The sequence below is a fragment of the Rhodoligotrophos sp. CJ14 genome (assembly GCF_038811545.1).
GTDB lineage: Bacteria > Pseudomonadota > Alphaproteobacteria > Rhizobiales > Im1 > Rhodoligotrophos > Rhodoligotrophos ferricapiens.
Window position 1 is genome coordinate 927,315 of record NZ_CP133319.1, and the last position, 23,471, is coordinate 950,785.

The 23,471-nt window shown below is 62.3% G+C and carries 23 protein-coding genes; 11 read left to right on the plus strand and 12 right to left on the minus strand.

The window, feature by feature from the left end:
- Positions 1 to 639 carry a hypothetical protein gene (locus RCF49_RS04225; protein ID WP_342642796.1) on the minus strand — a complete coding sequence of 213 codons (639 nt, stop codon included), beginning with the start codon at positions 637 to 639 and terminating at the stop codon, positions 1 to 3.
- Positions 640 to 779: 140 nt separating this feature from the next.
- Here RCF49_RS04225 and RCF49_RS04230 point away from each other — a divergent pair, with 140 nt between their 5' ends.
- Both RCF49_RS04230 and moaA read left to right on the plus strand, forming a co-directional pair.
- The gene (locus tag RCF49_RS04230; RefSeq protein WP_342642797.1) at positions 780 to 1,832 is read left to right on the plus strand and encodes a LysR family transcriptional regulator; all 1,053 of its coding nucleotides are present in this window, start codon (positions 780 to 782) and stop codon (positions 1,830 to 1,832) included.
- Positions 1,833 to 1,962: 130 nt separating this feature from the next.
- Entirely contained in the window at positions 1,963 to 2,985 is a 1,023-nt protein-coding gene (moaA, locus tag RCF49_RS04235; protein ID WP_342642798.1) for a GTP 3',8-cyclase MoaA, read from the plus strand.
- 54 nt (positions 2,986 to 3,039) lie between these two features.
- On the opposite strand, the gene RCF49_RS04240 is transcribed toward moaA, so the two are convergent.
- From RCF49_RS04240 to RCF49_RS04250, 3 genes are all read right to left on the minus strand, one after another.
- Entirely contained in the window at positions 3,040 to 4,368 is a 1,329-nt protein-coding gene (locus RCF49_RS04240) for a hypothetical protein (RefSeq protein ID WP_342642799.1), read from the minus strand.
- A 14-nt stretch (positions 4,369 to 4,382) separates the two neighbouring features.
- Entirely contained in the window at positions 4,383 to 5,528 is a 1,146-nt protein-coding gene (locus tag RCF49_RS04245; protein WP_342642800.1) for a 4-oxalomesaconate tautomerase, read from the minus strand.
- Positions 5,529 to 5,636: 108 nt separating this feature from the next.
- On the minus strand, positions 5,637 to 7,031 hold the full coding sequence (locus RCF49_RS04250) for a M20/M25/M40 family metallo-hydrolase (protein WP_342642801.1): 1,395 nt from the start codon (positions 7,029 to 7,031) through the stop codon (positions 5,637 to 5,639).
- Between the two features lie 115 nt (positions 7,032 to 7,146).
- Between RCF49_RS04250 and RCF49_RS04255 the strand changes: the two genes are divergently transcribed.
- Entirely contained in the window at positions 7,147 to 8,706 is a 1,560-nt protein-coding gene (locus tag RCF49_RS04255) for an SLC13 family permease (RefSeq protein WP_342642802.1), read from the plus strand.
- A gap of 9 nt (positions 8,707 to 8,715) precedes the next feature.
- Entirely contained in the window at positions 8,716 to 9,801 is a 1,086-nt protein-coding gene (locus RCF49_RS04260) for a universal stress protein (RefSeq protein WP_342642803.1), read from the plus strand.
- A 3-nt stretch (positions 9,802 to 9,804) separates the two neighbouring features.
- Here the strand turns inward: RCF49_RS04260 and RCF49_RS04265 are convergent, their stop codons facing one another.
- The 7 genes from RCF49_RS04265 to RCF49_RS04295 all read right to left on the minus strand — a co-directional run bounded on the left by RCF49_RS04265 (position 9,805) and on the right by RCF49_RS04295 (position 15,765).
- Complete coding sequence (locus RCF49_RS04265; RefSeq protein WP_342642804.1) at positions 9,805 to 10,398, minus strand: cysteine hydrolase family protein; 594 nt, start codon at positions 10,396 to 10,398, stop codon at positions 9,805 to 9,807.
- Positions 10,399 to 10,432: 34 nt separating this feature from the next.
- Positions 10,433 to 11,065, minus strand: coding sequence for a LysE family translocator (locus tag RCF49_RS04270; RefSeq protein WP_342642805.1), 633 nt, complete (start codon positions 11,063 to 11,065; stop codon positions 10,433 to 10,435).
- An 8-nt stretch (positions 11,066 to 11,073) separates the two neighbouring features.
- Positions 11,074 to 12,276: an iron-sulfur cluster carrier protein ApbC gene (apbC, locus tag RCF49_RS04275; RefSeq protein ID WP_342642806.1), complete on the minus strand. Its 1,203-nt coding sequence runs from the start codon at positions 12,274 to 12,276 to the stop codon at positions 11,074 to 11,076.
- 38 nt (positions 12,277 to 12,314) lie between these two features.
- Complete coding sequence (locus RCF49_RS04280; RefSeq protein WP_342642807.1) at positions 12,315 to 13,163, minus strand: IclR family transcriptional regulator; 849 nt, start codon at positions 13,161 to 13,163, stop codon at positions 12,315 to 12,317.
- Positions 13,164 to 13,308: 145 nt separating this feature from the next.
- Positions 13,309 to 14,190, minus strand: a complete 882-nt coding sequence (locus tag RCF49_RS04285; RefSeq protein ID WP_342642808.1) for an alpha/beta hydrolase — start codon at positions 14,188 to 14,190, stop codon at positions 13,309 to 13,311.
- 202 nt (positions 14,191 to 14,392) lie between these two features.
- Positions 14,393 to 15,127: an MBL fold metallo-hydrolase gene (locus RCF49_RS04290; protein ID WP_342642809.1), complete on the minus strand. Its 735-nt coding sequence runs from the start codon at positions 15,125 to 15,127 to the stop codon at positions 14,393 to 14,395.
- Between the two features lie 26 nt (positions 15,128 to 15,153).
- Positions 15,154 to 15,765, minus strand: coding sequence for a glutathione S-transferase family protein (locus RCF49_RS04295; RefSeq protein WP_342642810.1), 612 nt, complete (start codon positions 15,763 to 15,765; stop codon positions 15,154 to 15,156).
- Positions 15,766 to 16,003: 238 nt separating this feature from the next.
- Between RCF49_RS04295 and RCF49_RS04300 the strand changes: the two genes are divergently transcribed.
- Positions 16,004 to 16,963, plus strand: a complete 960-nt coding sequence (locus RCF49_RS04300; protein WP_342642811.1) for a sensor histidine kinase — start codon at positions 16,004 to 16,006, stop codon at positions 16,961 to 16,963.
- 24 nt (positions 16,964 to 16,987) lie between these two features.
- Here the strand turns inward: RCF49_RS04300 and cobT are convergent, their stop codons facing one another.
- Positions 16,988 to 18,016 carry a nicotinate-nucleotide--dimethylbenzimidazole phosphoribosyltransferase gene (gene cobT / locus RCF49_RS04305; RefSeq protein WP_342642812.1) on the minus strand — a complete coding sequence of 343 codons (1,029 nt, stop codon included), beginning with the start codon at positions 18,014 to 18,016 and terminating at the stop codon, positions 16,988 to 16,990.
- Positions 18,017 to 18,126: 110 nt separating this feature from the next.
- Here cobT and cobS point away from each other — a divergent pair, with 110 nt between their 5' ends.
- From cobS to accC, 6 genes are all read left to right on the plus strand, one after another.
- The gene (gene cobS, locus RCF49_RS04310; RefSeq protein ID WP_342642813.1) at positions 18,127 to 18,936 is read left to right on the plus strand and encodes an adenosylcobinamide-GDP ribazoletransferase; all 810 of its coding nucleotides are present in this window, start codon (positions 18,127 to 18,129) and stop codon (positions 18,934 to 18,936) included.
- 13 nt (positions 18,937 to 18,949) lie between these two features.
- Entirely contained in the window at positions 18,950 to 19,207 is a 258-nt protein-coding gene (locus RCF49_RS04315; RefSeq protein WP_342642814.1) for a DUF1289 domain-containing protein, read from the plus strand.
- Positions 19,204 to 19,914 carry a retropepsin-like aspartic protease family protein gene (locus RCF49_RS04320; RefSeq protein WP_342642815.1) on the plus strand — a complete coding sequence of 237 codons (711 nt, stop codon included), beginning with the start codon at positions 19,204 to 19,206 and terminating at the stop codon, positions 19,912 to 19,914. Before RCF49_RS04315 ends, RCF49_RS04320 begins: the two co-directional genes overlap by 4 nt.
- A 39-nt stretch (positions 19,915 to 19,953) precedes the next feature.
- Complete coding sequence (locus RCF49_RS04325) at positions 19,954 to 21,456, plus strand: phosphomannomutase/phosphoglucomutase (RefSeq protein ID WP_342642816.1); 1,503 nt, start codon at positions 19,954 to 19,956, stop codon at positions 21,454 to 21,456.
- Between the two features lie 152 nt (positions 21,457 to 21,608).
- Positions 21,609 to 22,088 (plus strand): acetyl-CoA carboxylase biotin carboxyl carrier protein, encoded by a 480-nt coding sequence (accB, locus tag RCF49_RS04330; RefSeq protein ID WP_342642817.1) that lies wholly within the window; start codon positions 21,609 to 21,611, stop codon positions 22,086 to 22,088.
- A gap of 18 nt (positions 22,089 to 22,106) precedes the next feature.
- A complete protein-coding gene (gene accC / locus RCF49_RS04335; RefSeq protein ID WP_342642818.1) occupies positions 22,107 to 23,456 on the plus strand; it encodes an acetyl-CoA carboxylase biotin carboxylase subunit in 1,350 nt (449 codons plus the stop codon).
- The last annotated feature ends 15 nt before the right edge of the window (positions 23,457 to 23,471 follow it).

Genomic DNA, 23,471 nt, shown 5'->3' on the forward strand with positions numbered 1-23,471 from the left:
TCATACTACACAACGAGCCCCGTTACGATTGATCAATCGTCTGTATCGATAGAGCGGTTTCTCGCCGGGAGATGCCCCCGCGAAGATCCGCTCGAACTGGAGTGCCTGCATAAGCTGCAATCCGGACTTCGAGGCTGGTCTCGCATAGATATCCGCGTGGCAATATGGCTCCTTTTTGAGAACTTCCATCATCTTCAACAACCCGACAATCGCCTTGCCTGGCGCGACCACGCCCCAGACATAGATCCCGGCCGGTTCCTCGTCGGGCCGGCACAGTAGCGACAGATCGGGATCAGCCGCATTGAGCTGGCCGTTCCGTAAACGGCTCACCCCCGCGCGGTTGAGCAGCAAGAGCGCCACATAGCCAAGTGGCTTGAACGTCCTCGACCTGCCGTAGCGCCCTATAGCAAAAGCAGATTCCGGGTGATGCCCGATGATCCGCTTGACGACATCGAAGCTGGCAATCTCATTTCCGAAGTGCCGGATAGCAAGCTGATAAAGAACATCGACTTCGTCGGTCCGGACAGGTCGGATATGGACGCCTTTCGGCAAGCTGTTTAGAACTAGATAGTCAAGCTCACGTGGTCTATTAACACTCATTACCTGCTTCCCGGGCTCGAAGCCGCTCTTGCGAACCACCCGTTTCGAATTCCCTGGATAGCCATTGACGGATTGTTATGGATATCTAGGAAATGTCAGCGCGTTCATAAGAGCGAAATCATAGACTGCGCATAAGCCCAGGAAGTGGTTGAGATTTACCCATACTTCGGAGCGGGGCCTTGCTTAAAAATTCGGAGCGGCGTGCTGCAGAACTGAGCCACCTCGCCGATCCAGCTACACAGCCGGATTGGGACGACCTCCGGCTGTTCATCGCGGCGGCAGATTGCGGCTCCCTGAGACAGGCTGCGGATCGACTTAAGATCAGTTCGTCCACCATTGTCCGTCGGATTGATAAGCTCGAGGCAACCTTGCAGGTGCGCCTGTTCGACCGCCTGCCCGACGGCGTCGAGCTGACCCCGGCGGGCGCGGCGATCCTTTCCCATGCCAAGCGCATGGAGATGACCAGCTACGAGCTTTTGCGCGCGGTCCAGGGCGCCGACACCAACCCTTCCGGTCTGGTCCGCGTCTCCATCACCGAGGGCCTGGGCACCTACTGGCTGGCACCCCGCCTGGTCGAGCTGCAGCGCACCAACCCGAAGCTGATCATCGAGCTGAAATGCGCCATGGAGAGCGCCGACGTCCTGCGCATGGAGGCAGATGTCGCGATCCAGTTCACAAGACCCACCAATCCCGACCTGAAGGTCACCAAGCTTGGCCGGCTGCATATCTATCCCTTTGCCTCGAGCGACTATATCGCTGCCTATGGAATGCCGCGGTCGCGCGAGGATATCATGCGCCACCGGCTGGTCGATCAGAGTGCGCCGCAGCTGGAAGATGGCGTTGCGGCGCGCTTCCTTGGAATCGACAACCCCGAAGGTATCGTTGCGATCCGAACCAATGCCAGCACCGCCCATTATCACGCGGTGGAAAAGGGCGCCGGCATTGGCGGCCTGGCCACTTATGCCGCTGTGCTCTCCGATGATCTTCAACCGATTGACGTCGGCTTCCACCACTCCGTCGACATCTGGATGACCTATCATCCCGATGTGCGCAGCTCTACCCGCGTGTCCATTGTCATCGACTGGATCAAGGAGACGTTCTCGCCCCAGCGCTTCCCCTGGTTTAGGGATGAGTTCATCCATCCCCGCGACTTGCGCCGGCTGAAGCCGGATGGATGGAAGGTGAACCTGGTGCAGAACACCCCGACGATTTTCGAGATAAAGTCACCTTGATCTGCCCGCCCCTGGCGACATCCGGTTCAACTTGCTTATATAGAGCCCTATAGGCGGAGGATTGTCCCCGCGAGACGGCTTGGGCAGTGGCAGGTCCGCTGGGCGAGATGGGGCGCGACGGCAAGAGATCATGAATATTCATCACAAGCAGATGCATGCGCAAATGATCGATCCCTTCGGGCGTCACGTCACCTATTTGCGCGTCTCCGTCACTGACCGCTGCGATTTCCGCTGTGTCTACTGCATGGCGGAGAACATGACCTTTCTGCCGAAGCGGGACATTCTCACCCTCGAGGAGTTGGATCGCGTCTGCTCGGCCTTCATCAGCAAAGGGGTCCGCAAGCTGCGCATCACCGGCGGTGAACCGCTGGTGCGCAAGGACATCATGACCCTGTTTCGCGGCCTCTCGCGCCACCTCGAGAGCGGCGCGCTGGATGAGCTGACCGTGACCACCAATGGCAGCCAGCTCGGCCGTTATGCCCAGGGGCTCTATGACTGCGGCATCCGGCGCATCAATGTGTCCCTCGACACCCTGAATCCTGACCGCTTCCGCCAGATCACCCGCTGGGGCGACCCGGACAAGGTGATGGCCGGCATTGCCGCAGCACAGGCAGCAGGCCTCAAGGTCAAGATCAACATGGTGGCGCTCAAGGGCGTCAATGAGCATGAGATCGAGGACATGCTGCTCTGGTGTCACGGGCAAGGCATGGACTTGACCCTCATCGAGACCATGCCCTTGGGCGATATCGATGGTGACCGCACCGATCAGTACCTGCCCTTGTCCCTGGTGCGGGCCCGCTTGCGAGAGCGCTTCACACTGGAGGAATCGCCCTACCGGACCGGCGGCCCCGCCCGCTATGTGACGGTGCGCGAGACGGGTGGCCGCCTCGGCTTTATCACGCCCATGACCCACAATTTCTGCGAAAGCTGCAACCGGGTGCGGCTCACCTGCACCGGCACCCTGTTCATGTGCCTTGGGCAGGAAGATGCGGTTGACCTGCGTGCGCCCATGCGCGCCTCGGAAAGCGATGAGCTGCTCTGTCAGGCGATCGATACGGCGATCGCCCGCAAGCCTAAGGGCCATGACTTCATCATCGATCGTCGGCACAAGAAGCCCGCGCTGGGCCGCCATATGTCCGTGACCGGCGGCTAGAGCATTTTCGACCGAAGTGGATACCCGTTCGAAGAAAATGCGACCGGGCCAGCTTCAGCGCCGGCCAAGCCCCACCCAGCGGCCGACCCGTCCGAAATAGGTCATCAGGGTGGGCTTTGGATCGGTTCTCGACCAGGTCACATGCATATCCGCCTTCACCGCAGCCCGGACAGCCTCAACGAGCCAGCCGATCGCGCCCTTGAGCCCAATCTCCCGATTGGCGAGCTCATGAACAAGCCCGGCCAGGTCCCCATAGGTCCACACGAAATGGACCCGCTTCTTGTCGAGCCTTGGCGCAAGTCTCGGCTCGACCGGATCGGACCCGGCAAGCAGCATGCAAAGCCTCGTCAGCTGCATGCCGGCCGCTTCGATGAAGGCGTAGTTCGCACCAAACCGCGGGTTGATCTCGAGAAAGCAGCGCTTGCCCGTGGCCTCGTCGAAGAGGAACTGAGCGCAGCCCACGCCCGTATAGCCCAAGGCGCCGGCCAGCGCATGAACATCTCCCGACAGCTCGGGCACGTCCGGGATGGTCTTGCCCTCAACCGTGAGCCCGCTGCCATCGGCCCGGTCTGACCGGAAGATCTTGGCATGCTGCTCATCGATGATCCGCCCGTTGAGCGCGGCGAAATAGACATTATACCGACGCCCTGAGAAATAACGCTGCAGCAGCATGGGCCCTGCCGCCTCGAATGTTTCCGCGGGATAGGCGATAAGCGCCTCCCGGCTTTCGAGCGTGATCGCCTTGAGCTTGCCGAAACGGGTGCCCGGAGTGAGCGGCCGGATGACCAGGGGGAAGCCCACCTTGTCCGCCGTGGCCAGCAGGAGGTCCGCGTTCGGTGCAACGGCATAGGGCGGGCAGTCCAACCCGGCGGCGCTGGCGATATCCAGCATGCCGGTCTTGTCGTGGCACTGCCTTACGATCGCAGCCGGCGGCATGGCGAGCCTGACGCCGCGGTCGGTCAGGGCCGTCCAATTCGCAGCGAGAATATCGAGCATCGCCTCGCTCACCGGCATCAGGGCGACGATGTCATCATGGCCGTCGATGAATGAGAGAAGCGCTGCCACAAAGCCCTTGTCTTTGGGCGAAGGCGCGTCCCAGACCTGAGTGACAGCCTGCGAATATTCGGCGAAGGGCTGCTCAGCGCTGCCCGTCACCGCCACCCGGTAACCGAGCCGCGCAAGCACGCGCGCAGCGGTGAGCGCCGGACGGTAATTGCCGAGGATGAGCACCGTGCCGCCGCGCCCCTCGCGCCAGGGCAAGCCATGCCGGCCGACACGCGCGCCCGTTGCACCCGCCGCACCGGCCATATCGGCACCGCCAGCGGATGCTCCACCAGCGCCTGTGATCACGCGGAAGCTCCTTGATGCGGATAGATTCTGCATGGTTCCCCTCCCCCTCACGCGGCACGATGGATAAGGCCATTCGGCACAGGCGCTGTAACCGCCTCCATCACCTGCCGCGGCACGTAGACGAACCCGTCGAAAATCCGCCTTGCGGTGCGCACCAGCGACGCGCTGGAGATCGGCGAATGGTTTGCGCCTTTCCGGCTGAGCGCGATCTCGATCTCGAGCATGCCCACCGGATGCTCGATGCCGGTCACCCCGGTGCCCTGCACCCGGCGAGATGTGATCTCACTCACCACCGTGCCAGGAAGGCATGAGGCGACCGCCAGGCACAGCCCCCCGGTGACCGGATAGCTTTCATGCGCGGTGGTCGGGGTGAAATAGCGCGAGCGCACACTGCCCTCATGATCGGGCTTCGAGACGACGGCCACCTTCGGCAGAACCGAGCCTGAGACATCCCCCAGCCCTGCCCGCCGCCCTGCTTCAAGGCGCAACCCCTCGAGCCTTTCAAACAGCGGCCGGTTCGCGTTCAGCAATGCCGGCGTCTCATCGCCGGCCAGTCCCACATCCTCTGCCCGCACGAACATCACCGGAACCGCATAGTCGATCACCGAGACCTCGATCCCGTCGATAATGTCCTTGGCGCGGCCGGTCGGCAGCAGCATGCCCGTGACAGCGCCTTCCGATGCGGTGAAATTGAGCCGCACCGGCGAGCCGGTCCCGTTCACACCATCGATCCGGCAGTCGCCGGCATAAGTCGGCACGCCGCCAGGCGTTTCGACGGTCGCCTCGATCACCGCATCGGTATTCACATTATAGATGCGCAGCGTGGTGCGCGGTGCCCGCGCCTCGATGAGGCCGGCCTCGAGCGCATAGGGTCCGACTGCGGCAAGCATGTTGCCGCAATTGGGCTTGGTGTCCACATAGGCCCGCTCGACATTGACCTGCGCGAAGAGATAGTCGAGATCCGCATCCGGCCGTTTTGAAGTCGAGACGATTGCAACCTTGCTGGTGAGCGGATTGCCACCGCCGATGCCGTCAACCTGCAGGGGATTGCCGCTGCCCATGGCCGCAACCAGCACCGCATCCCGCAGCGCGGGGTCAGCCGGCAGATCATCCCGATGGAAGAACGCGCCGCGCGATGTACCGCCCCGCATGACAACACACGGAATGCGGATCTGATCGACTGCAAGCCTCATCTGGCCCTCCCGCCTGACCTGAGCATCGACGAACGGGCAGCGTGCCAGATTGGTGCTCGACCGCCCGTCTCCGAGGTCTATCCTGCGAAAGGCGTGCCAGTGCGGGGCTTACATCTTCAGCTTACCGAGAATTCGCGCCCAGCTGCGGATGCCGTGATGGAAGCTCGCGACGTCATACTTCTCGTTCGGGCTGTGGATCCGGTCGTTCGGCAAGCCGAATCCGATGAGTAGGCTATCCATGCCGAGCATGGCCCGGAAGGCGCCGACGATCGGAATAGATCCGCCGCAGCCCATCATCACCGCGGGCCGGCCGAACTCCTCTTTCAGCGCCTCGGCAGCCTTGGTGAGCTGCGGATTATCCGTGGGGATCTCGATCGCCGGGCTCGCGCCATAGCCGATGAACTCGGCCTTGCAATCCTCAGGCAGAGACGCCTGCACATACTCGCGGAACGCTTCCCTGATTTTGAGCGGGTCCTGCTTGCCGACCAGCCGGAACGAGACCTTGGCCGATGCCTTGGACGGGATCACCGTCTTTGAGCCGGCCGCGGTATAGCCGCCCCAGATGCCGTTGACATCGCAGGTCGGCCGCGACCACAGCTGTTCCAGAACGGAGCGATCCTGCTCACCCGCGGGAACGCTGAGGCCGATTTCGCCGAGGAACGTTTCGGCCGAGAAATGAAGCGATTTCCATTGCGCGCTGATTTCGGGCGGCAGCTCCTCGACCCCGTCATAGAAGCCGGGCAGCGTGACCCGGCCCTGATCATCATGAAGGCCGGCGAGAATGCGCGTGAGCACCCGGATCGGGTTGCGGGCCGGACCGCCATAAAGCCCCGAATGGAGATCGATCGCCGGTGCGGTAATCGTCACCTCGTCCATGACGAGGCCGCGTAGCCGGGTCGAAATGGCAGGTGTCTGCGCATCCCACATATTGGTATCGCACACCAGCGCCACATCCGCCTTGAGCTCCTCAGCATTCGCTTTGAGGAACGGCAGAAGGCTTGGGCTGCCGGTTTCCTCCTCGCCTTCGAGCAGGATGGTCACATTGACCGGCAGCTTGCCCTCGGCGGCGATCCAAGCGCGCGCCGCCTCGATGAAGGTCATGAACTGACCCTTATCATCGGCCGCGCCACGGGCGACGATCTGCCGGCCCCCGTCTGCCCCCGTGACTATTCGCGGCTCGAAGGGCGGGCTCGTCCACCTGTCCAGCGGGTCCGGTGGCTGCACGTCATAATGTCCATAAAACAGGACGCGCGGAGCGTTCGCCCCGCCCGCGGCGTTATAATGGGCAACCACCATGGGACGTCCCGGTGTCGGCCTGACCGAGGCCTCGAAGCCAAGCCCGCCAAGCTCGGCCTCGAGCCACCTTGCTGCGCGCTCGCAGTGCTCCGCATAGGCGGGGTCGGTCGAGACGCTCGGAATGCGGAGCACATCGAACAGCCGGCCAAGGCTTGCGTCCAAGCCCTGGTCAATATGAGACAACACGGATGAAGGTATATCTGACATTTTTCCCCGGATACGGTCGCGATAACGCCAAGGCGCGGCGCAATCGGTAATTATCCATTTGCTGGTCGGGGATAGTGTCAGCGGTAATCGGGGCGAGCAAGAGGCAATTATCTCCATGTCCGCCACCATGTCGAGCATGACACTGGCCCGCGACAGCTTGCAAGCGCATGAGCCATCCGCCGGATGGTCGACTTGGCTTGTCCGCCAGGGCTATCAGCGTCTGCTCGTCCTGCGCGCCCAGATCGACCTTTATTATTTCTGGGAGAAGCGGTGGTTCTTCTTCGTGCTCGGCTTCGGCGCGCTGATGCTGTCTTTGGCACCGCCCCACGGCCTGAGCCAGGAAGGCTGGGTGATGCTGATCATGTCCGGTGCGGCAACCGTGCTGTTCATCACCCACCCGGTGCCGCTGCCAACCGTCGCCCTGCTCATCATCGTGGGCCAGGTGCTGCTGGTCGGTGTCGATTCCGACATCGTCGCCGGCAATCTGATGACCGATTCCGTCCTGTTCATCATGGGCTCGCTCATGTTGGCCGTGGCTGTCGTGAAGCAGAAGCTCGACAAGCGCATCGCTTGGAGCATCGTGCGGATCACCGGCACCCGCACCGTGAATGTATGCTTCGGAATTTCCGCGGTCTGTGGCCTGATGGCCTCCTTCATTGGTGAGCACACGGTGGCTGCGATGATGCTGCCCGTGGGGATAACCCTCATTTCGCTCACCGCGCAGAACCCGGCGCGCATCCGCAATTTGAGTGCCTTCATCCTTTTTTCGATCGTGTTCGGCTGCACCACCGCTGGCATCGGCACCCCATCCGGCGGCGCGCGCAACGCGATCATGATCGGCTATTGGCAGGAATTCTTCTATAACCCCGCCAATCCTGCGACCCGGCGCTATGTGATCGACTATCTGACCTGGATGCTCTACGGCTATCCGCTGTTCATCGCCCAGCTCCTGTTCGTAACGCCGATCCTCTACTTCACTTTCCGGCCTGAACGTCAGGATCTTTCCCGGGCGGTGGCCAAGCTGCGCCTCCAGATCGAGCTCGATGGGCCCATGACCCCCGGCGCATGGCTTTCCGTGTTCATTTTCATTCTCATCATGATCGGCTGGATCACCGCATCCCAGCTCATCGGCATGGGAACGGTCGCCCTGCTCGGCACCTGCGCTTTCCTGGTGACCGGCCTGGTGAAATGGGAAGACATCAATTCCGGCGTGAACTGGGGCGTCGTGTTGCTCTATGCCGCAGCGATTTCCTTAGGGGTGGAGATGCAGACCACTGGCGCTGCAAGCTGGCTTGCCGACCAGGTCTTCGCCCTCTTCGCGCCAATCGGCCTGGGCAGCGGCTTGGGGCTTTTGGCGGGCGTGGCGATTCTCACCGCTGCGGTTGCCAATACCATGGCCCCGGGCGCTGCCGTTGCGGTTCTAGGCCCCATTGTTCTGAAGCTTGCCGGGCCAACAGGCGCCGATCCGATCCAGATCGGTTTCATCACGGCATTCGCCTCCGCCTTTGCCTATCTGGCGGTCGCAAGCTCGCCCGCCTCCACCATTGTCTTCTCCTCGGGCTATCTGAAAATCTCGGATTTCCTGCGCGTTGGCTGGCGCATGGCTCTGATGTCGATGATCCTGCTTTTGCTGCAGGCCGAATTCTTATGGCCGCTCATCGATCACTGGCGCTAATCTATTTGCATGACTGTGCTCGACCAGCTCAAGATGCTGTTTGGCCGGCCCCCCGTTTCCGCCATGGCGGGCACCGCGGCGGTCAAGCCGCGACGCCGCCCGCCAACCCATCACGAGAAGGCCGTCCAGAAGCAGCTCGATGAGCTGCGCCGGCGGCGGCGCGAGCGCTTTCGCATTCTCGTCTGCATTGACGGCTCAGAAGAGGCGAATGAAGCGCTCCGCATGGCCGCCTATCTCGGCCGCCCCGATGAATGCGACATCATCCTGCTCTATGTCCGCCATGTGGACCACGGGCTTGCCTCGGGTGGATTGCAGGTCCGTGTGGCCCGCCAGAACATGCTCGATTGGGGCATTGAGCTGCCCGGCATCCGCGATCTGCGCGAGGGGCTGGAGCTGCTCAAATCCGAAGGCATGACGCTCGAGGGCTGGACATACTCGATCGCGCATACGGATGTGTGGGGTGATCCCCTCGGCGACAACAAGGTCGAATACCGTGACGAGACCACCGGGCGCAGTATCGTTCTGAAACTCAAGACGGCGCCGGACACCGCGAGTGGCATTCTCGACCAATATGAGCTCGGCCCTTACAACTTGATGATCCTGGGCGAATCGTCCCGCTGGCACAGCGAATTCCGGTCCATATTCTTCGGCGGCAGCGTGGTGCAGAAGGTTGCCATGCTGGCACCCTGTTCGGTTCTGGTGGCACGCAAGGGCAGCCATCAGAAAACCGGCTTCTTCATCTGCACCGATGGCAGCGCGCGTTCGACCGACGGCGTCAAGCGTGCTGCCGTGCTCGCCAAGACCTGTGGTGCACCGATCACCCTTTTCGCAGTCGCCCCTACCCTCAAGGGCCGCCCCTTTGCCCGCGAGGCGGTGGAGAATGCTCGCGCGCTGCTGAAATCCATGCGCATCGAGGTGGCTCATGTCAAAGTCGCCGTCGGCGATCCGGCCGAGCAGATCGTCCGCCATGGCGCCAATTACAAGCTGATCGTCGTCTCCGATGAGGGGCGCACCCGCCTGCAGCGGGTGTTCAAGGGCTCCGTCTCTTATGAGGTTGTGCGCGACGCCCGCACCTCGGTGCTCGATGTGCGGTGACGATCAGGCGAACGCCTCTGCATCCCTGACCACCAGCGCGAATCGGTCGGCAAGCTCCGTCAGCGCAACCCTGTGAACCATGCGGCCGCTGACCGGCTCGCCATCGACGCCGGGCAAGTCCCGTGTGGCGCAAGCAGCCTCGACGACCGTCGTGGAGTAGCCGAGATCAAGGGCCGCGCGCACTGTCGAGCTCACGCACATATGCGTCATGAAGCCCGCAATCACGAGCGGACGTCCCTCCTGTCCAATCACTTTGGCGAGCTCTGTCTGCGCAAAGGCATTTGGCAGGGCCTTTTCGATCACCCTTTCATCCGCGCGTGGCGTAATCGCCCCGATGATCTGGCCGCGCTCCGCCTCCCGATCGAAGAGGCTGCCGGGCTTGCCCTTATGCGCCACATGGATGATGCGCGCACCGGCCTTGCGGGCCTTTTCGAGCAGCATCGCCGCCGCGCTGATCGCCTGGTCCACACCCGCGAGCGGTAAGGCGCCGCTCACATATTCGTTCTGATAATCGATGAGCACGAGAGTGCTGCGGGAAAGCTCGGGAGCTTGGAGCTTGGCGCCGGCCATATCGAGCAGGGTCTTGGGAGCGGTCATCGGGGATTTCCTTGAATGAGATCAACAGATGAGATCAACGACGCAAGCCGGATGCGGCAAGCATGCCGGCAAAGAGCAGCATCGCGCTGCCGGTGACCCGCTCCTGCCATTGCTGCAAGCTCGGGCGGGCGGCAAGCCAGTTCCCGGCTTTCGAGAAAGCATAGGCCTGAATGATGCCCCAGATCAGGGCACCGACCGTAAACAAGCCACCCAATAGGAGCAGCTGCGCCGTCATCCGGCCGCGCGATGGATCGGCAAATTGCGGCAGGAAGGCCAGGAAGAACAGGGAGATCTTTGGATTGAGCAGATTGATCGCCGCCCCTTTGACGAGAAGGCTAGCGCGCCCGAGCTCATGTCTCGTATGAGGCCGCTCCCCACCAACGCTCGTGAGCATCTTGACGCCGAGATAGGCAAGATAGGCAACCCCGACCCAGCGGGTGATCTCGAACAAGACGGGCGAAGCAACGAAGAGCGCGCTGATGCCAATGCCGGTGGCGAAAGCCTGGATGGCAACACCCGAGAGTGTTCCGAACGATGCCCACAGGCCCGCCGTGAAGCCGCGGCTCATGGCAGTGCTGCCGATATAGGCCATGTCGGCGCCCGGCGCGAGATAGACGGCAATGGATGCGAGCATGAAGCCCGCGAGACTTGCCGGATCGATCAGCATGGCCCGTCCTATTCGATGACGATGCGTGGCGCCTTGCGGCCCTGAACGGCGCGGCCTTCCGAGATCTGGCCCCAGACATCCCGAGCAATCTCGCGGAAGATCGCCGAATGCACGCTGTCCGGTTCAGAGACCACGACCGGCTGCCCTGCATCGGACCGCTCCCGCATGATGATGTCAAGCGGCACCTCGCCCAGGAACGGCAGACCAAGCCTTTGCGCTTCGGCCCTTGCGCCACCATGACCGAAGATCTCGGACCGCTCACCACATTTCGGGCAGATGAAATAGCTCATATTTTCGATGATACCGAGGACCGGCACGTCGACCTTTTTGAACATATTGAGCCCCTTGCGGGCATCGATGAGGGCAAGATCCTGCGGGGTCGATACGATCACGGCACCCGATAGGGGCACCTGCTGCGCCATGGTGAGCTGGGCATCCCCCGTTCCCGGTGGCATGTCCACCACCAGCACATCGAGCTCGCCCCAGGCAACCTCCCGCAGCATCTGGGTGAGGGCCGACATCACCATCGGTCCTCGCCAGATCATGGCCGTGTCTTCCTCGACGAGAAAGCCCATGGACATGACCTTCAGCCCGTGACCCTCCATAGGCAGAAGCGTGCGGCCGCCGGCAGAGCGCGGCTTGCCGGTGACACCCAGCAGGCGGGGCATGGACGGCCCGTAGATATCCGCATCCAGCAGGCCCACCTTGAGGCCGTTGCACAGAAGCGCCAGCGCGAGATTGACCGCCGTGGTCGATTTGCCCACACCGCCTTTGCCCGAAGCCACAGCAATAATGTGACGAATGCCGGGGACGGCGCCGGTCTGCCGTACCGGACGGCCGCTCGCCGCCCCTGGTCCCCCAGGAGGTGGAGCTGACCGTATCATCGAGGGAGGAGGTGTGACCGTGCGGCCCCGACCTGCGGCCGGTGCTCCATTTGGTGCGGGTTTTGCGCGCTCCGATGGCGCATCGGCCGTGAGCACGACCCGCACCTGCTGAATGCCCGCAATCTGGCTCACCGCCTTTTCTGCTGCCTGCCGTAGCGCCTCCATCTCCCGGGCGCGCGCTGGATCAACCGTAAGGGCAAAGGTGACCGTGCCATCTCGGATGACGATCTCCGAGACCAGTCCCAAGGCGACGATATTGCTGGAAAGGTCCGGCCCGCGCACCTTGGCGAGCTGCGCGAGCACTTGGTCTTTTGTAATGTCCGTCATCGGCCCGTTCTTCTTGTGACGGGTCGGCGCTGGGTGCTTTACGGCAAGGACCGCCCGCCGACCTCGGCGGTAATCTCTGCTGCAATCGCCTTCACCGCAAGCCCAAGACTGGTCAGCCGGCCATCAGTGATGCGAGCGGTGGGGCCCGATACGGAGAGCGCCGCGAGCGCTGCCCCGTGCTCGTCATGGATCAGGCTGGCAAGACACCGCAGCCCGACCGCAGTCTCCTCATTGTCGATGGCAAAGCCGCGATTGCGGATCGCCGCCATCTCGCGGCGCAGCGCATCAATGGTGGTCAGCGTGTTCGGCGTCTCCCGCCGCAGCTCCTGCCCCATATAGATGCGGCAGGCATCGCTCTCATTCATATGCGCCATGAGCACTTTGCCGCAGGCTGACGCATGAAGCAGCGCGCGTGCGCCCGGTCCCGATACCACCCGCATCGCCTTCTGGCACTCGACTTGAGCGATATAGACGACCTCGCTGCGGTCATAGATCGCGAGATTGACCGTTTCTCCCGCCTGCTCCATCAGCCGCCGCATGAATGGCCGGGCAATCGCGGCAATGTCTCGCGAGCGTACGAAGGCCGAACCCACCCGGAAGGATTGCACGCCGACGAGCCAGGTCGAGCGCTCCTGGTCGAAGCGGACGAAGCGCTCATTCTGGAGGGTGGTGAGCAGGCGATGCGCGGTCGATGTCGGCAATCCAACCTCTTGCGCCACCTCGCTGAGCGACAGCCCCTGCGGATGATGGGATAGCGAGTTGAGCAGCTTCAGCGCGCGGCTGAGCGATTGCACCTGACCCGAAGCCCTCAAAACGTCTTTGCTCGGCACGAGAACTTCGAGGCGCCGCCGCTCTTCCTCAGTCGACACTCTGGCTATCATGTTCATGTCGCACCAGCCTTCCTGACGCGAGACCGACGGGATGATCCCCTCAGCTGCGTCCTAGCGATTGCCAGGCTGCGATCTCGACCACAGCCGCTGTGAGCCCCGCCCCTATTTCCAACTTTTATAGTTATGAATAGGCTGGGTCAAGCTATCTGATGCGCTGCGTGATGAGATCTGGCGTGACGGTGCTCTGGGAGGGCAGCGGCGCCGCCCTATGCTTCATCCAGGCGAGAATGTCACGATAGACGGTAAGCCGTTGCTTGTCGTGCAGCAGCATGTGCCAGCCCTCGGCATAATAGCCGATGGTGTGCGGCCCCCGCAGGGAAGCCATTACTGCAGCGGTGGGTGCCTTCGGAACCAGTTGATCATGCGCGCCATAGAGATAGAGCACGGGTCTCGATATGGCCGGTGCGGCGGAATAGGCCTCATCCATCAACGTGACCAGCCCATAGACGGCATCGAACCGGGTATCACGGATATAGAGATTGTCCTTGGACATCTCCCGCAATACGGCCATGTTGTCCGTTGGCCATATGTCGAGGCCGCTGCCGGTCGCGGTCTTTCCCGGTATGGTATGAGCGGCGATCCACAGCGCGCCCTTATAGAGCGGGTTCATGGCCTGCCACCCCCAGATCGCCGGCGCAACCAGAATGGCTCCATCCACATCGAGCCCTTTGGTGAGGGCCACCATGGTCACCGCGCCGCCCATCGAGGTGCCGAGCACATAGACCGGAACGCCGCGATGGCGCGCCTTGATCAGCCGCGTGATGGTCTGGAGATCGTCCACCATCACATCGCTTCCCGGCCACACGCCCCGCTGGGCGGTATTGCCGAAACCGCGCTGATCATAGGCGTAGACCGTCACGCCGCGCTTGGCAAACCAGGGTGCGGCCAGTGCAAAGTCGCCGCTATAGGCATTGAAGCCATGCACGGCGATGATCACCGCCTCGGGCCGGCGCGCTCGCCACACCTTCATCGGCAGCCGATAGCCATCTGCCATAATGGCGGCATCGTGGGTGAGATGCGGCACGGCGCTGTCGATGGGCCGCGACTGAAGCCGCGGCGCGCAAGAGCCAACCCACGCTGCAAGAATGAGGACGAGGATCAACCGAGCGGAAGGGCAAAGATGCCGGGCGCATTTTCGAGCGAAGGAGAAAATGGTTGGCATGAGAAAAGCGCGACCGAGCAAGAGCCTTGAGCAGCGTCGTCTATCAGGAAGAAGCAAATCCGCTCTAGAACGAGACCACACGCCCATCCTCGGCTGCTTCAAAAGCGATCTGTGAGAGGTCGGCGAGCATCTCGCGCCCCATATGGGTCAGCATCATGCGCCGTGCGGTGAATTCCGCCCTTCGCTCAACAAGTGTCCCGTAGCAGAGATGGTAGGGGATCTCGCGGTCCCGGGCATAGCACTCGCAGACGAAGAGGTCGGCATCCCGGGCGATCTCCAACAGGACGTCGGTCCATTCAGTGTCACCCGAATAGGCAAACACCTTACCGTCACATTCGAGCCTCAAGGCGGTGGCCGGCGCCCCAGAAGGATGGATCACCGCCCGGCTTTCGACCGCGATGCCGCAGATGGTGCAAGGGCTTCCGGGCTCGATCTCCACATAGTCCACCGCGAATGATCGCTTTGCGGTGCTCGAGCCGGGGAACATGGCCTCGGCCAGGGCCATGACCCGAGCTTCCACCCCGGGCGGCCCGGCGATGATGAGCGGCCGGCTTCTTTGCGAGATGAACTGGCATTCCAGCAGGAGAAAAGGCAGGCCGCCGAAATGATCGCCGTGCAGATGGCTGAGGATGATGGCATCGATCCGATTGCGATCGATATTGAGCCGGTTCATGGCGATCAGTGACGATGCCCCGCAATCGATGAGCACCGTGGCAGCCGATGTCTCGAGCTGGAAGCAGGTGTTGAAACGCCCGCCACTGCCGAACGCATCTCCGGTTCCGATGAATGTGATCCTCATCTCGCCCTTAGAGACCACGTGAGCTCTCATGCTTTGGCGCTCGGGCGGGAGGAGACGCGTTCATGCCAGTCCTTCAGCTGCAGGTGATCGTCGGTAAGCGCCAATTTGGCCAGTTTCATGAAATCGACCGCCACAAGTGTGGTGATATCGGCCACCGAGAACTTATCTCCCGCGATGAATGGCCGCTGCGCGAGCTCGCGATTGAGGAAGTTCAGCATCCATGCCGCCTTGTCGCGATTGGCAGCCCCCCATTCGGGAAATTGCGGCTGTTCGAGAGGCGCCATCTTTGGATTCGTATGTCTGAAAGCATGCGATACCGGATCAAGTAGACGCTGTTCGACCCGCCGCTGCCACATCTCGACTGCCGCCTTGTCGAAAGCATCGGTGCCAAACAGCGGCGGCTCCGGCTTGAGCTCTTCGAAGTAGCGGCAGATGGCGATCGTCTCGGCGATGACCCGCCCGTCATCCAGCAACAGGAATGGGAGCCGACCCATAGGATTGAGCCGCAGCATCTCCTCGGTGAGATGCGCCTTTTCATTGATGTCGACCTGAACGTGCTCGATCTCTACGCCCTTTTCAGCGAGAAAAATGCGAACACGCCGCGGGTTCGGCGCCCGGCCTTCCTCGAACAGCTTCACCTCGACCTCCGTAACAGTGCTGCCCTGCTTGTCTTAATGGTATTCGGACCATTCTATGAAAATACAAACCAAATCTATTTCACTCAGTTAACCAGCTTCGGGAAGCCCTTGTTAATCTGTCGCCTCTTATTTTGCCTGCACGATCGGCGTTGAACAGTGGACTGAAAAACAATAACCCGCCAACACAGCCGATTCCTGAGCGACCTTAGATCTTTAGCCTCTCAAGGGGACATAGAGAATGAGCGACCAGGGTGTCGACACACTCTCGCTTATGCAGCCTGAAGACAATTTCCGCGCCAGATCAATCGCTTGCCTGCGATTGTTCGCCGCCGAGCAGCTACGGTTTACCTGTGTCCCTCCCGCCTTTGCAATTCTCGCACTGTTCCTGATCGGGCTCGCCAACAAGCCGAGTCACGGGCTAATCTGGCTGGCGCTCATCTTCATCACAAAGGGCATTCAACTTCTTGTCTGTAGACAGATTATCAGGGCGGAACTCCGCCTCGATCACGACCCCAAGCCGTTCATCCTGCGGCTCGTAGGGACGAGTTCTCTCCTCACGCTCGTCTGGCTCTCACTGTTCTTCCTGGTCCCCGGCACCGCATCGCCGTTAACCATTGCCATCGCCGTTGTGCCGGGAATCTTGTTCACAAGCTTCATTTTTTCCATCATCCGCTGCAGCCTCCGCAGCGACGGTGAGATTCAGCGCTTGATGGAGGAAACAGAAGAGGAGATCGTCTTGCCCAACCGCCTGGCGCGGGAAACGATCCGCCAGCTTCAGAGCCGGGCCAGCGCCCGCCAGATTATCCTGAGGCACACCAGCGAAGCAGGCCTGCCCCATCTGACCGGTGATCCGGTCGCCCTTCAGAATCTGTGGATGGCCATGGCGGCAAGCGCGCTGAACGCTTGTCCCTATGGGGGCACCGTGACCATCAAGCTCAGCGTCAACGCATCCGCCGGCATAAGGCTGTCCGTAATCGGCGATGGCTATGCCGTGGGCAATGACAGCACGATCTTCCTCGCGAGCAGGCTTGCCCGGCGTCATGATGCCGCACTCACCATTCGCGCCCGCGACGGTGGCGGCACCGTCCTCTCGGTAGACTTCCCCGCCTGGCGGACCATCGATACGACCCCTGTCGAGCAGCGTCCGCTGATGCGCCCCACCACCGGCCAGCGCTTATTGATGGCAGTGACCCGCTAGCGCCCTCCCCAGTAGAATGCAGGCTTAGCGGCTGGGTCCGCTCACCCCTGCCTCACCGAACGTCGCCATGCCTCGGTGGATCTGAGCTGCGGATTTCAGCACCCCGGCCGCCAGCGCGGCCCCGCTGGCCTCCCCCAGCCGCATGCCGAGATCAAGCAGGGGCACTTTACCCAAACGTTCGAGCAGCAGGCCGTGGGCCGGCTCGGCTGAGCGATGGCCGGCAACGCAATGATCCAGCGCATCCGGGGAAATCGCATGGAGAATGGCGGCCGCCGCACAGCAGACAAAGCCATCGAGCACCACCGGAACCTGCCGCATGCGCGCGCCAATGATCGCGCCGCAAATGGCGGCAAATTCCCGCCCCCCCAGGCGGGTGAGTATGGCGAGGGGATCGCCTAAGGCATCTTCGTGGAGCTCGACGGCCCGCGTCACCACTTCGGCTTTCCGCCGAACGCCCGCTTCATCGAGCCCGGTACCCGGGCCGACCCAATCCATGGCCTCGCCACCAAACAGCGCAAGGCAAAGAGCGGACGCGACCGTTGTATTCCCGATCCCCATCTCGCCCAAGCAGAGCAGATCGATTGGCGCCGCCACCGCCTCGAACCCATAGACTATCGTGGCGGCACATTCTTCCTCGGTCATGGCGGCGGTCTCGCTGATATCGCCCGTCGGCACCTCGAGCCCGAGTTCGAACACCTGCAGGCCAAGCCCAAGGCTCTCGCAGATCTGGTTGATCGCCGCGCCACCATTACGGAAATTCGTCACCATCTCCGCGGTGACGGAGGATGGATAGGCCGCAACCCCTTGCGCCACCACCCCGTGATTTCCTGCATAGACCACCACCATGGCCTGCCGCATGGAGGGCGGATGCTGCCCCTGCCAGGCGGCGAGCCAGGCGGCAAGCTCCTCCAGTCTGCCGAGCGAGCCTTGCGGTTTGGTGAGCTCACTCTGCCGCGCCTTTGCGGCCGCTTCCGCCGCGAGATCGGGCCCTGGCAGGTTCCTGATGAGGTCCCGCAACTCTTCTAGGGCGCTGATGCCCTGCGCATCTGTCATGAAAATGCCGTCCGCCAATGATCACTGGGGCGCGCTTTACAGCCGCCCATTGAGACGGCTATAGCCGCTGGCTTGGCGGCTTGAAAGCGCAGCAATCGAGGTGGATGAATATGCCGCGTATGGATGGTCGCGATGCCTGGTTTGACGGCTCCCGCTGGTGGGAGGACAGCCGATATGCTCTCGGGCTCCTGACGCGGCTGCCCTTTGGGACCGCCGCGCCTCCCGACGGGGACTTCGCCCTTGCCATGCGTGCCTTTCCAATCGCCGGCATCGTTTTGGGGTTGCTGACCGGCCTTCTTTTCGCGATTGCCATCGAGCTTGGCCTCTCGGTTTTCCTGGCCGCAACGATCGCTGTGGCCGGCGCCATGCTGATGACCGGCTGTTTTCATGAAGACGGTCTGGCGGACACGGCTGACGGGCTCGGTGGAGGGCCGACGGCCGAGGCAAAGCTGCTCATCATGCGCGATTCGCGCCTTGGCACTTACGGTGCCTGCGCCGTGATCATTGCGGTTCTGCTGCGCATCGGCGCCATTATCGAAATCTCCGATTTCGGCGGCTGGGCCAATATCATCGTGGTGTTGGCCGCCTCCGGCGCTTGGTCGCGAGCACTGATGGTTCGCCTGCTCGGCTCGCTGCCGCCCGCCCGAAGCGATGGGTTATCCGCCGCCGCCGGAACGCCGGATACCAGGATCATCCGCCAGGCGCTCGCTCTGGGCGGCATCATGGCCGGCCTCCTCACCATCTGGAGCTTCGGCCTGTTCGCGGGCCTGGTGGCTCTCCTTGCGGCCTATATTGCCTATCTGCTTGTGCGCCGGCTTGCGAACAAACACATAGGTGGCCAAACTGGCGATATCGCGGGCGCCGTGCAGCAAGCCAGCGAAATTGCCTTTCTTCTGGCCATTGCCGCCGCCCTGCCGTGAACGATGTGAGCTTATGAGCGCAACCGTCATCGAGACACCCTGCATCAAGGTCTGCGTGGTCGATTTCGACACCCGGCTTTGTATCGGCTGTGGGCGAAGCGGGGATGAGATTGGCGGCTGGCTTGCCATGACCGCCGAGCAACGCAAGGCGGTGATGGCCGAGTTGCCAGCGCGGCTTAAGGCGATGACGGCTGAGCGCCGGCGCAAAGGCGGTGCCCGGGCCCGCCGCTCCCTCACCCATGAGCCCGTCTCGGGGACCGACCTCGCATGATCGGCTGGATCGGCATAGGCATCCTCGCACTTGCCGCGATCATCCTGATCCTTGTGGAGGACCCGGGCGCAGCGCTCGGCGTCACCGACAGCGATTTCGCGCGCATCGCCTCCGCAACGGCCCTCCTGCTGGTGATCGGCCTTCCGCTGCTCTGGTCCTATCGCGGGCGCATGGGCACAGCCGCCCAGCATATCGCCATTTGGCTCGCCATCGCGCTGCTGCTGCTCATCGCCTATACCTACCGTTTCGAGCTGTCGACCATCGGCCAACGCCTTGCCGGGGAACTGATCCCCGGCCTTCCCGCGTCCCAGACCATCAGCGTCGATGGCGCCGACCAGCAGATCGTGACCATCCGCGCCGATAGCACGGGCCATTTCAGCGTGCGCGCCGAAATCAACGGCCATTCCCTGCCCATGCTCATTGACACCGGGGCGACCACCGTCACGCTTGCTCACGAGGATGCGCGCAAGGTCGGCATCAACCCCGATGACCTCTATTTCAATATTCCCGTGGAGACCGCAAACGGACGCACAGAGGCTGCTGAGGTGCGGCTTCAGTCCGTATCGGTGGGCGGGATCGCCGTGCAAGGCTTGCGCGCGCTGGTCACCAGGCCCGGAGCGATGCGCGGCAGTCTCTTGGGCATGAATTACCTTCGCAGCCTCGGTGCCTTCGAGTTCCGTGGCGGCGAACTGGTTCTGCATAAATGACGTTAAACAAGCGCAGTTACTCTGAGGAAGGAGCATCCGATGGCCGTGAAGCCGAGGCAGGACCTGGTTCCCAACACTCGCGAATATGAGGAGCTGCCGCTGGTCAAGGCGACCGGCTTTCGGGAATATGATGCGCGCTGGCTATTCGGGCCGGAGGTCAACCTGCTCGGCATGCGCTGTCTCGGCCTTGCGCTGGGCACGTTCCTGGCTGACCGCGGCATAAAGCCAGAAATCGTAGTGGGCCACGATTATCGCTCCTATTCCTCATCCATCAAACACGCCCTGATCACCGGTCTGCTCGGCTCAGGCTGCACCGTGCACGATATCGGCCTGGCCATGACCCCCATGGCCTATTTCGCCCAGTTCGCCCTGGACGTGCCGGCGGTCGCCATGGTCACCGCCAGCCATAATGACAATGGCTGGACCGGCGTGAAGATGGGCATGGACCGGCCAGTGACCTTCGGCCCCGACGAAATGACGGCCCTGAAGGAGATCGTGATGAACGGCGCCTGGCGCGAGCGCCCGGGCGGCGAGCTCAAGCTCGTGCAGGATCTCCAGCAGCGCTACATCGAGGATTTGACCAACCGGCCGAAGCTCAAACGCCGGCTGAAGGTGGTCGCAGCGTGCGGCAATGGCACCGCCGGCGCCTTTGCGCCGGAGATCCTTGAGCGGATCGGCTGCGAGGTGATCCCGCTCGATTGCGACCTCGACTACACTTTCCCCAACTACAACCCCAACCCCGAAGACCTGAAGATGCTGCACGCCATCGCCGATAAGGTGCGTGCAACCGGTGCCGATATAGGCCTGGGCTTCGATGGTGACGGCGACCGCTGTGGCGTGATCGACGATGAGGGCGAGGAGATCTTCGCGGACAAGGTCGGCGTGATGCTTGCCCGCGATCTCTCGACGCTCAATCCCGGCGCAACCTTCGTCGTCGACGTCAAATCGACCGGCCTCTTCCTCACCGATCCCGTGTTGAAGCAGAACGGTGTGAAGGCAGATTACTGGAAGACCGGTCATTCCCATATCAAGCGCCGCAACCGTGACATCAAGGCGCTCGCGGGCTTCGAGAAGTCGGGCCACTATTTCTTCAACGCCCCCGTGGGGCGCGGCTATGACGACGGTTTGGTCTCCGCCATCGCGATCTGTGACATGCTGGATCGCAATCCGGACAAGTCCATGGCCGACCTCAAGAACGCGCTGCCGCGCACCTGGGGCTCGCCCACCATGTCACCCCACTGCCCCGACGAGGTGAAATACGACATCGTCGATAAGGTCGTCCGCCACTACCAGAAACTCGCCGCCAATGGCGAGCGGGTGGCAGGCCAGCCGATTCGGGAGCTCGTCACCGTGAACGGCGTGCGCGTGACTTTGGCCGATGGCACCTGGGGTCTCGTGCGCGCCTCCTCCAACAAGCCGGAACTGGTGGTCGTCTGCGAAAGTCCGAGCTCGGAGGAGATGATGAAGGCGATGTTCAAGAACATCGACATGCATCTTTCCGACTATCCCGAAGTGGGCGAGTACAACCAGAAGATCGCTTGAGAGAGCAAATCCGTCGTGGCAACGGCAAAGGCTCATGCCTGCGCTTCCGTTGCCGCGGCTTTGCGACTATAACACCCGCAATTTTGCAGCTATCGGACTTCACGCGCCGATCCATCGCCTGCAATCACGGTTAGAAAGGCAGATTATAGGGTATGCGCAGAGACAGGGCCGTCATAGATCGCGCCATGATTCGCGATCTCGCCGATCTCCTTAACGAGACAGGCCTACTGGAAATCGAGATCGAGCAGGACGGCATGCGGCTGCGTGTGTCGCGGGCCGGCCAGGCGGTGAGCCATATGGTGGCGGCACCACTTGCCCACCCGGTCGTGGCCGCACCGGCTGGCGCACAGCCACCGGCACAGGCTGCCGCCCCGGCGGCCGCTGATCCTGCGCAACATCCGGGCGTGGTGAAATCGCCCATGGTCGGCACCGCCTATCGCGCGCCGGCCCCCGGTGCCCAGCCCTTCGTGCAGATTGGCCAGCAGGTCGCAAAGGGCGACACCGTGCTCATCGTCGAAGCCATGAAGACCATGAACCACATTCCGGCCCCGCATGCCGGCAAGGTCACGGCCATTCTGGTGGAAGATGCCGCCCCGGTCGAATTCGGCGAACCTTTGATGATCATCGAATGAGGGGAGTTGTAGCACCCCATGTTCGATAAGGTCCTGATCGCCAATCGCGGCGAAATCGCCCTGCGCATCATGCGTGCCTGCCGCGAGCTCGGCATCAAGACGGTGGCCGTGCATTCGACTGCGGACGAGAACGCGATGCATGTGCGCTTGGCCGATGAAAGCGTATGCATCGGCCCCCCCGCTGCTCGCGACAGCTATCTCAATATCCCGTCCCTGCTCGCGGCCTGCGAGATCACTGGTGCCGATGCGGTCCATCCTGGCTATGGCTTCCTGGCCGAGAATGCCCGGTTCGCCGAGATCCTCGCGGATCACAACATCGTCTTCATCGGCCCGAGTGCCGAGCACATCCGTATTATGGGCGACAAGATCGAGGCCAAGCGCACCGCCGTTCGCTTAGGCCTTCCTGTCGTTCCCGGTTCTGATGGCGCGATCCGCGACGCTGGCGAGGCCAAGCGCGTGGCCAAGGAGATCGGCTTTCCCGTGTTGATCAAGGCCGCAGCGGGCGGTGGTGGCCGCGGCATGAAGGTGGCGCGCAGTGAGGCCGATCTCGAGCAGGCGCTCCATACAGCGCAGAGCGAGGCCAAGGCTGCCTTCGGCGATGACGCGGTTTATCTCGAGAAATATCTGGACAAGCCCAGGCATATCGAGATCCAGGTCCTCGGCGATGGCCAGGGCGGCGCCATACATCTAGGCGAGCGCGACTGCTCGCTCCAGCGCCGCCACCAGAAGCTCTGGGAAGAGGCGCTCTCGCCCGCCCTCAATGCGAGCCAGCGCGAGGAGATCGGGGAAAAAGTGGCCACGGCCATTGCCGATCTCGGCTATTCCGGCGCGGGCACCATCGAGTTCCTCTACGAGAATGGCGAATTTTTCTTCATCGAGATGAATACGCGCCTGCAGGTCGAGCATCCGGTGACGGAGGCGATCACCGGGATCGACATCGTCCAGGAGCAGCTGCGCATCGCATCGGGCGCGCGCCTCGGGGTTACGCAGAAAGATGTGACCTTCGCCGGCCACGCCATCGAATGTCGGATTAATGCGGAAAACCCGCTGACCTTCACCCCCTCCCCCGGCCGGATCGAATCAGTCCATGTGCCCGGTGGTCTCGGGGTTCGCGTCGATAGCGGCATTTATGCCGGTTATACGGTGCCGCCCTATTACGACAGCCTCATCGCCAAGCTGATCGTCACCGGCAAGACGCGCAACGAGTGCCTGATGCGCTTGCGTAGAGCATTGAGCGAGTATGTCATCGAAGGGGTAGAGACCACCATTCCTCTGTTTATCGACCTGCTCAAGGAGGATGGCATTATCGACGGGAATTACGATATCCATTGGCTAGAGAAATATCTCGAGCGCCGCAAACAAGCGTGAGGATATCTTAGTCGG